Below are 14,453 nucleotides of genomic sequence, written 5' to 3' on the forward strand. Positions count from 1 at the left end.
TATGAAAATACCCATATCATATAGTATATAGCTTTTTCTATTCTAAAACAATGCTCCCATTCTGTAAAGATATTTTTATATTTGAACCTTCATGGAATCTCTTGTGAAGGTAAGCTTCAGAAATCTCATCCTCCACATACTTTTGTATAGCTCTTCTAAGTGGCCTTGCCCCGTATTTTTCATCATATCCTTCCTTAAGGATAAATTCTTTAGCTTCCTCAGTTATATCAAGGGTAATATTTCTTTCTCTTACTTCCTCTTGAACTTCTTTAAGCATTAAATCTACTATCTTAATAAGTTCATCTTTAGTTAAAGGCTTAAATACTATAGTTTCATCAACCCTATTCAAAAACTCTGGTCTAAAGAATTCCTTCAAAGCTTCCTTAACCTTATTTTCTAAAGCATTGTAGTTTGCCTGAGCAAAACCAATGTTATTGCCTTTAAAGTTAGTTCCCGCATTAGAAGTCATTATTATAACTGTATTTTCAAAGTAAACAGTTCTTCCTTGACTGTCAGTAAGCCTTCCATCCTCAAGAATTTGAAGCAGCATATTAAATACGTCTGGATGAGCCTTTTCTATTTCGTCCATTAAGATTACCGAATATGGCCTTCTTCTAATCTTTTCTGTTAATTGTCCGCCCTCATCATATCCTACATATCCTGGAGGCGCTCCAATAAGCTTGGAAACTGTATGCTTCTCCATGTATTCCGACATATCTATTCTTATAAGTGCATCTTCACTTCCGAAGAGTTCATCAGCAAGTGCTCTAGCAAGCTCAGTCTTACCTACTCCTGTTGGGCCAACAAATATGAAGGATGCTGGTTTTCTCTTTTTTCTAAATCCTAATCTATTTCTTCTTATAGCCCTGGAAAGACCAACTATAGCTTCATGCTGTCCAATTACTCTTCTGTGAAGTCTCTCTTCTAATTGCAACAGCTTTTGAGCTTCTTCTTCAGTTATGCTCTTTACAGGTATCTTTGTCCACGCTTCTATCACATATGCTATATCTTCAGCTGAAAGCTTTACTTCACTTGTTTCTTTCTCGAGCTTAGAAATCTTATCCAGTAATCTGAACTCTTCAACTCGATACTGAGCAGCTTTTTCATAATCAGTGTTTTCAGCAGCTTCTTTAATTTTTTCTTCTAAAACTTTATATTCTTCTCTTAAAGCTTTAAGTTCTACTAAGCCCTTATTTTTAAGATTTGCTCTAGAGCTGGCTTCATCTATAACGTCTATTGCCTTATCTGGCAAAAATCTATCTGTAATATATCTTTCAGAAAGTGTTGCAGCTGCTGTTATTACTTCATCTGATATTTGAACCTTATGATAATCCTCGTAATAGTGTCTTATACCTTTTAAAATTTCAATTGTATCTTCAATAGTTGGTTCTTCTACAATTACAGGTTGAAAACGCCTTTCAAGAGCTGAATCCTTTTCTATATGCTTCCTGTATTCTTCAATGGTTGTAGCACCTATAACCTGAATTTCACCTCGAGCCAAGGCTGGCTTAAGGATGTTTGCAGCATTCATAGCACCACCTTGAGCTTCACCAGCTCCAATTATGTTATGAACCTCATCTATAACTAGTATTATATTTCCGTTTTCCTTTGCTTCATCTATTATGGACTTCATTCTACCTTCAAACTGTCCTCTGAATTGAGTTCCAGCAACTACGGCAGTTAAATCCAGTAAATATACTTCGGCATCAAAAAGCTTTGCAGGTACTTCCTTTTCAGCAATTCTAACGGCTAAACCTTCAGCAATAGCTGTTTTACCAACACCAGGCTCACCTATCAATATAGGATTATTCTTAGTTCTTCTATTTAAAATTTGTATAACCCTGTCTATTTCCCTATGTCTTCCAATAACCTTATCCACTCTCTTTTCTGCAGCTTTATCAGTTAAATTAATGCCATAGGTATCTAGATACTTTCTCTTTGCTTTCTTCTTACCGTCTTTGTCTTTATCTTTTTCCTTATCTTTTGTATTAGTATCAAAGGCAGCTTCTTTTTTGTGTTCTTCTTTGTTGAAATCCATAGATTCTGGAAAAGATCCACTCATAAGGTTCATAAACATATCGCTTTTCCCAAGTTCATCAAAGTTCATGTCCTTCATCATATCATTCATCTGATCTGTAAGATTTTCAACTTCTTCAGGACTCATTCCTGTCTGCTGCATAAGCTGATCTATAACAGGAAGTCCCATCTTCTTTGCACAAGGCAGGCATACTCCAACAGTTTCTGTTTTGCCTTCCACCATTTTAGCTGTAAAAATTGTAGCTATATTTTTATTGCATATTGAACATAATTTCATAATCGCCTCTCCGTAATAAATAAATTAGTAAGTTAACTATATTATAATTTATTTTAACAAATTATCTACTGCAAAATTAACTATAAAATTAAATTAACAAATATTTATTATTTTTAAACTCTTTCAAATAAAAAGCCCCGCATATCCAATACAGGGGCATAAATGTATTATATTCTTGTTTTAGATTTTAATCCATTAAGAAATCCTTAAAATTTCTTATACTAAGACTTCTAAAAATTCTCCAAATCCAGTTTCTAGGTTATAAATCGAATTAGAGCTCTGTCGTCAAAAGAAACATTTCCCTTTACTAAACCCTTTGTAGATTTATACTTTCCTATAAGAAGCGGGTCTTCAGCAAGTACAGCTTTTAGATGTTGTTCTGTTTGAAATAAGTCTTCCTTTAAAGAAAAATATCCATCAGATGCTAAAATTATCATACTACTTTTTTCTATACCATCAATAATTTTAATGCTTTCAGAGTTAATCTCAAAACCATCTATAACCCCATAAGAATATTGACTTAAGGAATTGTTTTGAAGTATATACTGCTCCTTCAATAAATTCATTATAAAACCTCTTCCCAAATCTTCGGCTATAAGCTCTTCAATGCTCTTTCCCCTTAGCAACTGAAGCTCTATAAACAAAGCTCTTGCTTCTGCCAGTATTGTATCTACTTTTTTTACATTTTCGTATTGAACACTATTAATGCTGCACTTACAATCTCCAATAATCCAAATCTGATTATGAAATTTACTGTATATAATCATACACGCTGTAATTCTATCTACTGGATTATTAATAAAATAATTAATTCCCTTTGATTCTTCATATATATCTTTAATGGCATTATTTATTCTGAAAATTAATAAATCCAAGGTTATATCACATTCTGACTGTTTTAAGGTATCACCTATAATCTCACCTGCAATTGCTCCCGAGGTTTTTCCATTCCACCTAAAGCTTGACTTGCTAGTTGCGCCATCTATCACTGCTAAAAAATCATTACTTATAAATATCTTGTCTTCGCACTGTTCAAGAACGCCCGTTTTTGACATAATAAAGCTCTCTATTACTTTCATATTTTTTACCTCATACAATCTTATAAAATATAAAGACCTAGGTATTATATATTCTACCTAAGCCTTTAAATATTATAATAATCCTTCTTCCTTTAAAACCTCTTCAAAGCAGGCTACTATTTTCTCATCATAATGCTTCCCTACTAAGCTTTTTATCTCTGCAAAGGCAACTTTAGGATCCATACCTTTTCTATATGGCCTATCAGACGTCATTGCATCGTAGGTATCAACTACAGCGATTATTTTTCCCTCTAAAGAAATTTCATCACCTTTTAATTTATTAGGATATCCGCTGCCGTCCAATCTCTCATGATGCTGCAGGATTGCCATAGCACAATCCTTTATGAAAGTGTTTTCAATTATAACTGCACCATCAGCTGGATGCTTTTTAATATATTCAAACTCTTCGTTAGTAAGCTTACCTGGCTTCTTCAAGACTTCATCTGGTACATTTATCTTTCCTAAGTCGTGAAAGCCTGCCGCATAGCCTAAATTTAACAATCTTGCTTTAGTCATATTTAGTTTCTGCCCAATCCTTATAGCATAACCTTCAAGTCTTAAGCCGTGATCATGAGTATACATATCCTTTTTTTCAACCTGTTGCCTCATTTCAGTAATATTTTTTATTACGTCACTAAGAAAATGGAAAACTGGCTGATTTGCTACATAAAGCATAGACACCTCAGTTATAGTCTTAAGGTATACCGATTCCTTCAAGTCTTTAACATAAAAGTATTCTCCTGCACCTAAAGTTATAGTTTCTTCTCCTTTTTCACAAACCACTGTTCCGCTAATAATATAAAAAAACTCCATTAGTCCTTCATCAATTCCTGGGGCAACATGAAATATTACATTAGGCTGCACTACTTCCTTCATTATTTCAATCCCATCACCCCTGGCTAGGAGACTTAGTTTCTCTACTTTTTTCTCAACTCTTTCTATACAACTATCACTTTTTCCTAAATATAAACCCATAATGCTTCAACCTCTATTTCAACACTAATATTACATATTCTTATTTAATTCTACCTACTTTTAATTTTCCTTTCAAGGGTTTTCCATAATTATAAAATTAAAAGAGACTATAACTACTAATTTAAGTTTTTATAATCTCCTAAAATCTATTATAATATTAATTTAAAATCCACCAGTAATTAAAGGATCTACCAGTACAGTTCTTCCACCAATCTCAACTTCAATCCATTGAGCTTCCAATTCAACTCCATTTTTAGCAGCCTCTTTTATAACCTTCTCTGTTTTATTGCTTGTGAAATCTATTAATTGCCCGATAATCTGGTCCAATTTATGATTTAGCTGTTTTTCACTTATCTTGTTGGCTTCATAGCTTATAACAAGAGCATCCCCTTTATCATCTGCCTCATTAATTAATTCGTAGATTTCCTTGTTAGTCTGTTCAATCATCTGTTTAAGTTCTTGTGTGTTTAGCTCCTTAGCTTGTACACCTGTTGTGAACAAACCAATTACCAGCATCATTGTAGTAATTCCACTTAAAAGTTTTTTCATGAGTATACCCTCCCGTACAATATAAGTATAAATTTTAAATTAAACTTATAGAGTGCCCGAAGTGCAAAAAAAGTAATAGAACGCATGCCTATCACTCTTAGATATACTTCCATAGGCAACCCGGCCGTCATAGACAATTGCTTGTCCTTAGACCCGTGGCTTTGCGTCTTCCCCTTTCAGAGAATTTGCTCTTTTCTATATATTTAATTCTATTCCATATTGTACCATAGTAGCTTGTACAATACAATGAGTTATTCATAATTTTCTAGAAATTTTAAAAGCTGTATTAATATTATTAATACCTAGGTTGTCAAATATAGAAATTATCTATTTTACTTATTGTGCAGCCCCTCTTAGAATAAATATTGATATATACTCTTAAGAGCGATAAGGTTAATAGCCTTTACGAGCTTAACAATAATACAAGGGGGTTTACGATGAATAACAAAAAAGTATTTTTACTATCTATGGGTGCTATGGCTATTGCTATGAATATAGTTCTTGGCACAGTTGTAACGAGACTAAATATTCCACTTTTATTTTTAGATACTATAGGAACAATTTTTATTGCAGTTTTATTTGGCCCTTGGCAGGCAGCAACTGTAGGCAGCTTAACTAATATTCTTACTCCTATACTTTCTGGCAGCCCAAAGGATATTCCTTACTTTATTATTAATGCAGCAGTGGGCTTAATTGTTGGGTATATGGCAAGAAAGTTTAAATTTAACGTAGTTAATGCCATAGCTTCAGGCTTAATACTCTCAATAGTTTGTCCTATTTTAGGGACACTAATTACGGTAGGTTTCTTTGGTGGATTGACAGGCTCTGTAAATGATTATTTTACTTTATTTCTTCAAAAATCCGGCATGAAAATCTTCACAGCCGCCTTTATTCCTAGAATTACAGGAAATTTTATCGATAAGATAGGCTCATGTCTTTTGGTACTTTTAGCAATGAAGTATGTGCCCGTTCAATACAAAAATAGGGCTGATCTTTCAGCATAGCTTAAGAGGATAGATAGTTTTAAAAACTACTCTGTCCTTTACTTTTAATGGAGGTTTATAATGAGAAGCAAAAAAATATTATTAACAAGTCACTGTATTTTTAATCAAAATAGCGTAGTGGAACCCCTTGATAGAGCAAGAGGGGCCTTTAGCTTTGCAAAGGATATAATAGATAGTGGAGTAGGAATAATTCAACTTCCTTGTCCTGAATTTAGATATCTAGGAATCACAAGAAAGCCAATGAATAAGGAGGAGTATGATACTGCTGAATTCAGAGAGCTTTGCAAGAAACTTTTTGAACCTATATTGGAGGATTTACTAATATACATGGAGAATGGCTATGAGTTTTGTGGCATCATAGGAATTAATCATAGTCCAACCTGCAGTATCTCTGATAGAAGAGGAATTTTAATGGAAGAAATATTTGCTATGCTTGCCTCAAAAGGAATTACCCCAAATTATATTGAGGTTCCTACAGACTATGATGATAAAACCTTCAACGACTTTGCAGCTAAAGTTAAGACGTTCCTAAAAAATTAAATATTAATTGCTTAAAGGGTAGTTCAACTGAACTGCCCTTTTTCGTTTAAAACTACATTCTTAATAAATTTGTAAGAAATTTAAATACTGAATCGTAATAAATAACTTCTATAATAAATATGTAACTAAAAAATCACATGAGAAGGTGGTATAATCTTAAAGGAAAGGCGGGGGACTTATGGGTAAATATAATGTTTTAGTTGTTGATGATGAAGACGAAATTAGAGATGCTATAGAAATATATCTAAAGAATGAAGATATAAGTGTGTTAAAAGCTAAGGATGGCATTGATGCTTTAATGCTGCTTGAGGAAAATGATGTTCATTTAATTCTTATGGATATTATGATGCCTCGTATGGACGGCATCAAAGCCACTTTTAAAATAAGGGAAAAGAAAAATCTTCCTATAATAATTTTATCTGCTAAGTCCGAAGACACAGATAAAATATTAGGTCTTAATGTGGGTGCAGATGATTATATAACCAAGCCCTTTAACCCTATGGAGCTCGTGGCAAGGGTAAAATCTCAACTTAGGAGATATATGAATTTAGGAAACTTTAAAACAAATAATAACGAGCTTTCTGTTAATGGTCTTGTTCTTAATCAGGAAACTAAGCTTGTAAGCGTCGATGGTGATGAAGTAAGACTGACTCCTATCGAATATAAAATTTTAGAACTGCTTCTAATTAATAAAGGTAGAGTGTTTTCTATTGAAGAGATTTATGAAAGAGTTTGGCGAGAGCCTTGCTACAATGCAGAAAATACTGTAGCAGTGCATATCCGAAGAATTAGAGAAAAAATCGAAATAAATCCAAAGGAACCAAAATATTTAAAGGTGGTGTGGGGTATTGGATATAAGATTGAAAAATAATAGTTTAAAAGTTGTTTCATTTATTTTGTCTTTATATATGCTTTCTCTTTCAGTCCTAGCTCTGAAAAACTTTAAAAACGATGTTCAATTTTTAGGAAGTCAGGCCTACTTTAAAAGTGAAGACTTTAAAAATAATCTAGTGGAGTTTATGTCCTTATTCATGGAATACAACATTAATTATAAGGACTACTTGAGTAAGCCAGCAGATGAAAAAATCAGTAAGGAAGAACTAAAGTCATCCATCCTTTATCAAGATACTAAGCTTAAGGAAGCTATACAGGAAGCAGAAAATTTTTACAGCTTACAAATTGAGGCGGCTGAGAGTTCAGGAAACAAGGATAAACTTGCAAAGCTAGAGGAAGAAAAAAAGAAAAAATTAGAGGATATAAAAAAAGAATATAATAAAACTGAAGAGGATTTTAAGAAGGAACTTATCGATAGAAGCAGTGACTATTATTCCAAACTTAAAAAGAGATTTGAAGCAAAAACTGATTTGCGATATTACCTTAAAGACTCTGTAACTAATACCATATATACTAATTTGCCAAATATAAACGACTTTAAGGAATATATAAAAAACAATGCTATGTACACAATAAATCTACCTCTTACATCTTCTAAGCAAGAAATCTATAACCACCCTTTTTTAGATTTAGGCTATGAAGGTTACATTATTGTTCCTTATGGTGGAACTCATCTTTCACTATCCAGAAGTTTTGATGAAAATAGATTCCGAGCAATAACTGAACTCATGATTTTAGCTCTTACATTACCACTAGGTATCATTTTATTGACATTATCTCTAAAAAGTAACCTTGCTGTCACTGAGCCTATCTCATCTATACAAGCTTTATATAAAAAAATACCCTTTGACGTAAAATTTATTGCTTTTGTTATAGCCTTACTTTTTATCCCAGGGTTTTTAGAAGACGGAACTCTATTTTACGGTAATCAATTAAATCTAAGTATATTACTTACGCTTACTTTAAAAGTCATTCTTTTATTCTATTTTTATCTTTCTTTACCAGAACTAATAGATATACTTAAAAATAAGAAAAGACTAAAACCTCTTCTTGCTGGAGGAGCTGCCTATAAACTAAAAATCTTGTTTAACAAAGGTTTAAAAGATAAAAGTTTACTGCTTAGAAGTTTTGTTTTTATTACAACTATTATTATTGTTATTTCAGCAACCTTTGCTATTACCATGTCCATTACTGGCGGAGACCAAGATTTATTTGTTATTTGCCTTCTTTTTTATATAGCTCTGTTTACTGCTTATATTATCAAGCAATCTTCATTATTAAATAAAATAGTTGCAGGAACAGGTGAAATAGTTGCAGGGAATTTGAGTTTTTCAATAAAGGAAAAGGGAAACAACAGCTTTTCAAGACTTGCTCACAATATTAACAATATGAAATTGGGCATCAGTAAAGCTGTAGAAAACCAAATGAAAAGTGACAGACTAAAATCTGAGCTAATAACAAATGTATCTCATGATTTAAAGACACCTCTCACCTCCATAATAAACTATGTAGATTTATTAAAACGTGGGGAACTAACTAAAGAAGAAATGAAAGACTATATCGGTGTATTAGATAGAAAGACACAAAGACTGAAGGTACTGATAGAAGACTTATTCGAAGCATCAAAAATGGCTTCAGGTTCTGTAGAGCTTAATATTGAAAAAGTAGATGTTGCTCAACTTTTAACACAATCTCTTGCTGAATTTGATGAAAAAATAAAAACTTCTGCTTTAGGCTTTAAAGTAAATATACCTCATCATAAGGTTTACGCAAATCTAGATGGAAAAAAGATTTGGAGAGTTTTTGAAAATCTTATTGGAAATACATTAAAATACTCTCAAGTAAACACGAGAGTTTACATTGATTTAGTTGAGACTGAAAACCACGTCACCATAACAATAAAAAATATATCAGCCTATGAGATGGACTTTGATGTAGTTGAAATATTTGATCGTTTCAAGCGCGGAGATGCCTCTAGAGCAACTGAAGGATCAGGGCTTGGACTTGCTATTGCAAAGAGCATTGTCGATCTTCACAATGGCAAGCTTAATATTGAAATTGATGGCGATTTGTTTAAAGCCATAGTAGAATTTAAAAAATAATCCTTTGTCAGCATACTCATTTATTGAGTGTGCTACTTTTTATAGATTGAGTAAGCTTTGGTATAAATATGACTAGTATAACCCTCAAATATATGATATAGTTCAATTATATTAATAAAATAAACCTTAAAGAGATATAATAAATACTGATTATTTCTCTTTATTATAGAAGTACAATGAGCAGTACTAATAATTTAAAACCCAGCAATATAAGGGGGAATACATATGGCAATAAAAATAGTAGCAGACAGCAGTTGTGATTTATCTGATGAAATGAAAAAACAAATGAATGTTGAAATAGCTCCTTTAATTTTAGAATTAGGCGATAAAAGCTATGTTGATGATGAAAGCCTAGACGTAAGACAATATGTAAAAGCAATGGGTGAATGTGAGACTCCGCCAAAGACGGCTTGCCCTTCACCTAATGATTATATGGAAAGATATAAAGGACCTGAAAGTATTTTTGTAGTTACACTGTCCAATTTTTTAAGCGGTTCTTATAACAGTGCAGTTTTAGCTAAGGATATGTTCTTAGATGAGGTTGGAAACAAATTTATTCACGTGTTTGACAGCTTTAGTGCTTCAGCTGGAGAAGTTGTTGTATCTCTAAAAATAAGTGAACTTACTAAGCTTAATTTATCTGAAACAGAGATAGTTGAAAAGGTCACAAAATTTATAAAAGAAATGAAAACCTTCTTCCTTCTTGAAAGCCTTGAGCACCTAGCTAAAGCTGGAAGATTAAACCCTATAATTGCTAAGGTAGCTTCGATGCTTTCTATCAAACCAATAATGTGCGGCGATGAGGGAAACATAAAGCTTTTTGAAAAGGTAAGAGGCTATAAAAAAGCTTTTAACAGACTTATAGACGTTATAGGCGAAGAAGGCAAGAATTTTGAAGAAAAAGTTTTGGGCATAGCTCATTGCAACTGTTTAGAAAGAGCTATCGAATTTAAAGAAGAAGTTATGAAAAGATATAACTTTAAGGATATAGTAATTGTTGAAACAAAAGGACTAAGTTCTACATACGCCGATGACGGCGGCATAGTTATTGCCTTTTAATAAAAAATACTTGCTTAGCTTAGTTAAGCAAGTATTTTTTATATAAAAAACTCTGAAGTATATACCTCAGAGTTTACTTATTACTTTTTTGGCTTTGAAATTTCAATATTAACTTTTCTTCCACAAAGCTTTCTGCCTGTGCAGCGCTTTAATATTGTATCTGCTACTCTTTCACTTACATCAACAAAAGTAAACTTCTCAAGAATATCAATATCTCCGATATCCTCTCTGTCAACCTTGGCAGTTTCATTAAGGAATTGAAGCAGCATTTTAGGATTTAGTCTATCCATTCTTCCAACAGTCATAAATAGTCTTATGCGGCCAGCAGTAACTCCTATTGAATTTTCAGTATAATCAAAGCTTACTTCTTTGTTATAAACAATATTCATTAAGGCTGCAGCTACGTCTACAAGGTTAAATTCGTCATCTAGCTCAGCTGCTAATGGTACGAATCTCTTGTATTCTTCCTGCTCTAGAGTTTCTCTAACTCTTCCTAAGATATTTTTAAACTTAGCTTGGAATATATCATCAATTGTTGGTATTTCTTTTCTCTTTATCTTGCTCTTTGTTACCTTTTCAATCTGCTTAAGTGTCATGTATTCTCTTGGAGTAACAAGAGTATAAGCTATGCCTTCTCTGTTAGCTCTTCCTGTTCTTCCTATTCTATGAACATAGGATTCAATTTCTTGTGGAAGATCATAATTAATAACATGAGTAACATTCTCAACATCTATTCCTCTTGCAGCAACATCTGTAGCAACTAAGAATTCAAGATTACCTTCCTTAAACTTTCTAAGGGTGTTCATTCTTTGATTTTGGTTCATGTCTCCATGCATTCCTTCAACGCTGTAGCCTCTTGCCTGCATTGCTTCAACAAGCTCATCTACACCCCTTTTAGTTTTACAGAAGATTATAGCTGAGGCTGGCTCATCAACATCGATTATTCTACAGAAAGATTCAAAACGATCCTTTTGCTTTATTTCATAATAATATTGGCTTACTGTAGAAACAGTCATAGTATTTTTTATTATTGAAATATGCTTGCTGTCTTCCTTTAAATATCTTCTAGTAAGCTTTTTTATTTCGTCTGGCATAGTTGCAGAGAAAAGCATTGTTTGTCTTTCTTTGCTAGCATTCTTAAGAATTTCCTCTATGTCATCTATAAAGCCCATATTAAGCATTTCATCTGCTTCATCAAGCACAAGGAACTTAATATAGCTTAAGTCGATTAAATCTCTTCTTATTAAATCAAGCACTCTGCCTGGAGTTCCCACAACTATGTCTATTCCGCTTTTAAGAGCTCTTATTTGTCTGTCTATAGGCTGACCTCCGTAAACTGGAAGCATTCTTACTCTTGAATACTTAGCTATACGCACTAATTCATCGTTAACTTGAATTGCAAGCTCTCTTGTCGGAGCAAGTATTATAGTGTGAATCTTATTATTCTCGCTTCTTTCAAACTTGCTTAATATAGGCGCTCCAAAAGCAAGTGTCTTTCCAGTACCTGTTTGCGCTTGACCGATAGCATCATAGCCTTCAAGTAAAACAGGTATTACTTCTGCTTGTATTCTAGATGGCTCTTCAAACCCTAAATCATCTATTGCCCTTAGCACTTTATCATTAAGTCCTAATTCATTAAATTTTACATTTTCCATTCATTATCCCTCTTTCAACGTCAATTATACTATTATAGTATAGTATTCCGATATACACAAGGAAATATTATACTACAGGCTGATTTTTTAAGCATATAAATCTGTAAAAACTATAAATAAAAACAATAAAATACTAATTTAAGAATTTTTTATAACAAAACTTGGAGCGCATACCTTATTTCTCTCGTCTAATAAGTAAGAGTTTAATCAAACGCTTATTTTCATAAGATTGATTTAAACTCTAACGAAAAAATTAGTATTTAGGAGGTAATATCAATGACAAAAAAATTATTAGGAGTTAAGTTTATCCTAGCCTGTGCTACTTTATTAGGAGTTTTCTTAGTTGCAGGTATTCCTGAAGCTGCCTTTGCAAAATCCAGTAACACACCCGAGGCTAAAGTTCAAGTTCAAAACGCTGGCAATGAGAAGCTTCTCCTTGAAAAACAAAGCCAAATTGATAAGTATATCTTCGAAGAACATGCTGGAGAAATTAAACAAAAGGGTTTTAAGGTTACTCATACTGGCCAGGCTAACGGATATGTTGAAATCGGCATCACGCCTTTCAACAAGGAAAACGCAGACTATTTGTATAAGATATTTGGAGATGATATTGTAAAAGTTGTTAAAGGCGAGCAAGCTGTATTGATGAATGATATGAAGCTGAAAAATGAAGCTATTCCTGATAAAACAGATAGCTTTAATGTTAACGGTCTACTAATATTTGTTATTCCAGTACTTGCTGCTATCATATTAATAGCTATTAAAATCCGAACTAAAAAAGCATGAAGCTAGTTTGTATTTACTAATACAAAAATTATTCTTAATTAATATGAGAACATCATGAAATTACATGTATCCTATGTAATTTCATGATGTTTTATTGTAAAAATTGAAACATTCTATGAGAAGCTTACGTCTAAATAAGTGATTTAACAATTAAAAAATTAATAATACAAAGACTTATATAAAACACCAACTGGAGGTGAATACATGAATCCTCATACGGCAAAGAATGAAAAGATAAAATGTAATGAGTTAAATTTGGATGCGGAAATTGAAAGGATGATAGATATTTATGGCAACGATGTTCTAAGGATTTCTTATTTATACTTAAAAGATGTTCAAAGAGCAGAGGATGCCTTGCAGGAAGTCTTCATGAAAGTTTACACAAAATATGGCAGCTTTAAAGGGCATAGCAGTGAAAAAACATGGATTATGAGGATTACAATAAATGTGTGCAAGGATATTTTAAGAGGTTCATGGTTAAAAAGGGTATTTCTTGCAGGTGATGTTATACCTATGAATAAAGACGAAGATAATCCAGAACCAACTGCACTTAGGCTTTTAGAAAATAGAATGGTCTTTGATGAAGTCGTATCGCTCCGTTCCACTCTAAAGGATGTGGTGATACTTTATTATTATGAGGACTTTGATACTAACGAGATAAGTAGTATTTTAGGTATAGCTGAAGGTACAGTTAGAAGCAGGCTCCATAGAGCTAGAGACATTCTTAGGAATAAGCTGAAAGGGAGGATTGAGTATTTTGAGTAATCTAAAAGATTTTAGGAACTTAGCTGATGAAATAATGAAGGATATAAATGTTAGCAAGGAATTAAAACAGAAAACCCTATATAATATCCGTAAGAGAAGAAATAACTTTATATTAGCTCCTCTTTTTGCTGCAGCTTGCGTAGCAATTCTATTAATAGGTACTTCAATATGGAAATATTCCTCCAAAGTCCTATCTCCTAATAATCTGCAAAATCCAAGCGTAATGAATACTGTTGAAAATTCCACTCTATCAACTTTGCCAGAAGGACAATCAATAAATCCTTTAAAATCAACAGTTTCCTATGAATTAAAATCCATGGAAGAGGCAAAACAGTTTTTAAACGATATTACTGTAGTTCCTTCCTATCTTCCTAAAGATGCAGTTCTTGGAGTTATTCAAGGAATAATCTATAACAATGAAAATAGAAAAAGCTTATGGCTTCATTTTAGCATTGAAAATAACGGTTTTATAATAAATATTGAAAAAAAATCAACTTGGAAAAACTTTGATGGATATGACCAAACTAAAATTAATGGAACAGTTGGATATATAAAATCAATTGAAGAAAGTAATTATAGAAATACCGAACTTAGGTGGTTTTTAGATGATGACCTTTATACAATAGAGGGAGGCATATCTGCAGAAGAAGCAGTAAAGATTGCATGTTCTCTCAAATAATCTCTATAGAAATTAAGTTAATAGCTAAAATATTAAAAGGAGCAGCTAAACC

13 protein-coding genes and 1 riboswitch are annotated in these 14,453 nt (G+C 32.6%); of the genes, 8 read left to right on the plus strand and 5 right to left on the minus strand.

All coding sequences use genetic code 11. The features are described from left to right. Nucleotides 1-37 precede the first annotated feature (37 nt). From NBE98_RS05885 to NBE98_RS05900, 4 genes are all read right to left on the minus strand, one after another. Nucleotides 38-2,314 carry an ATP-dependent Clp protease ATP-binding subunit gene (locus NBE98_RS05885; protein ID WP_250813550.1) on the minus strand — a complete coding sequence of 759 codons (2,277 nt, stop codon included), beginning with the start codon at nt 2,312-2,314 and terminating at the stop codon, nt 38-40. 254 nt (nt 2,315-2,568) lie between these two features. Continuing rightward, nucleotides 2,569-3,393 (minus strand): hypothetical protein, encoded by an 825-nt coding sequence (locus NBE98_RS05890; RefSeq protein ID WP_250813552.1) that lies wholly within the window; start codon nt 3,391-3,393, stop codon nt 2,569-2,571. Nucleotides 3,394-3,465: 72 nt separating this feature from the next. Continuing rightward, nucleotides 3,466-4,368 (minus strand): HD domain-containing phosphohydrolase, encoded by a 903-nt coding sequence (locus NBE98_RS05895; RefSeq protein ID WP_250813553.1) that lies wholly within the window; start codon nt 4,366-4,368, stop codon nt 3,466-3,468. A 162-nt stretch (nt 4,369-4,530) separates the two neighbouring features. Beyond that, nucleotides 4,531-4,917 carry a hypothetical protein gene (locus tag NBE98_RS05900; RefSeq protein WP_250813555.1) on the minus strand — a complete coding sequence of 129 codons (387 nt, stop codon included), beginning with the start codon at nt 4,915-4,917 and terminating at the stop codon, nt 4,531-4,533. 111 nt (nt 4,918-5,028) lie between these two features. Further along, nucleotides 5,029-5,117: riboswitch (cyclic di-GMP riboswitch) on the minus strand. A 237-nt stretch (nt 5,118-5,354) separates the two neighbouring features. Here NBE98_RS05900 and NBE98_RS05905 point away from each other — a divergent pair. From NBE98_RS05905 to NBE98_RS05925, 5 genes are all read left to right on the plus strand, one after another. Next, nucleotides 5,355-5,921: a CD3073 family putative ECF transporter S component gene (locus tag NBE98_RS05905; RefSeq protein ID WP_250813557.1), complete on the plus strand. Its 567-nt coding sequence runs from the start codon at nt 5,355-5,357 to the stop codon at nt 5,919-5,921. 60 nt (nt 5,922-5,981) lie between these two features. Next, the gene (locus NBE98_RS05910) at nt 5,982-6,461 is read left to right on the plus strand and encodes a CD3072 family TudS-related putative desulfidase (protein ID WP_250813558.1); all 480 of its coding nucleotides are present in this window, start codon (nt 5,982-5,984) and stop codon (nt 6,459-6,461) included. A 178-nt stretch (nt 6,462-6,639) separates the two neighbouring features. After that, complete coding sequence (locus NBE98_RS05915; RefSeq protein WP_250813559.1) at nt 6,640-7,332, plus strand: response regulator transcription factor; 693 nt, start codon at nt 6,640-6,642, stop codon at nt 7,330-7,332. Continuing rightward, the gene (locus NBE98_RS05920; protein WP_250813560.1) at nt 7,310-9,457 is read left to right on the plus strand and encodes a HAMP domain-containing sensor histidine kinase; all 2,148 of its coding nucleotides are present in this window, start codon (nt 7,310-7,312) and stop codon (nt 9,455-9,457) included. The genes NBE98_RS05915 and NBE98_RS05920 overlap by 23 nt, the downstream gene beginning before the upstream one ends. A 225-nt stretch (nt 9,458-9,682) precedes the next feature. Next, nucleotides 9,683-10,516 (plus strand): DegV family protein, encoded by an 834-nt coding sequence (locus NBE98_RS05925; RefSeq protein ID WP_250813561.1) that lies wholly within the window; start codon nt 9,683-9,685, stop codon nt 10,514-10,516. A gap of 80 nt (nt 10,517-10,596) precedes the next feature. Here NBE98_RS05925 and NBE98_RS05930 read toward each other — a convergent pair whose 3' ends face one another. Continuing rightward, a complete protein-coding gene (locus NBE98_RS05930) occupies nt 10,597-12,171 on the minus strand; it encodes a DEAD/DEAH box helicase (protein ID WP_250813562.1) in 1,575 nt (524 codons plus the stop codon). A gap of 276 nt (nt 12,172-12,447) precedes the next feature. Between NBE98_RS05930 and NBE98_RS05935 the strand changes: the two genes are divergently transcribed. The 3 genes from NBE98_RS05935 to NBE98_RS05945 all read left to right on the plus strand — a co-directional run bounded on the left by NBE98_RS05935 (nt 12,448) and on the right by NBE98_RS05945 (nt 14,401). Next, the gene (locus NBE98_RS05935; protein WP_250813563.1) at nt 12,448-12,957 is read left to right on the plus strand and encodes a hypothetical protein; all 510 of its coding nucleotides are present in this window, start codon (nt 12,448-12,450) and stop codon (nt 12,955-12,957) included. A gap of 204 nt (nt 12,958-13,161) precedes the next feature. Further along, the gene (locus NBE98_RS05940; protein ID WP_250813564.1) at nt 13,162-13,722 is read left to right on the plus strand and encodes a sigma-70 family RNA polymerase sigma factor; all 561 of its coding nucleotides are present in this window, start codon (nt 13,162-13,164) and stop codon (nt 13,720-13,722) included. Beyond that, nucleotides 13,715-14,401, plus strand: a complete 687-nt coding sequence (locus tag NBE98_RS05945; RefSeq protein ID WP_250813565.1) for a DUF4367 domain-containing protein — start codon at nt 13,715-13,717, stop codon at nt 14,399-14,401. The genes NBE98_RS05940 and NBE98_RS05945 overlap by 8 nt, the downstream gene beginning before the upstream one ends. Nucleotides 14,402-14,453: the final 52 nt, after the last annotated feature.

It is taken from the genome of Clostridium swellfunianum (assembly GCF_023656515.1).
Classification (GTDB): Bacteria; Bacillota; Clostridia; order Clostridiales; family Clostridiaceae; genus Clostridium_AT; species Clostridium_AT swellfunianum.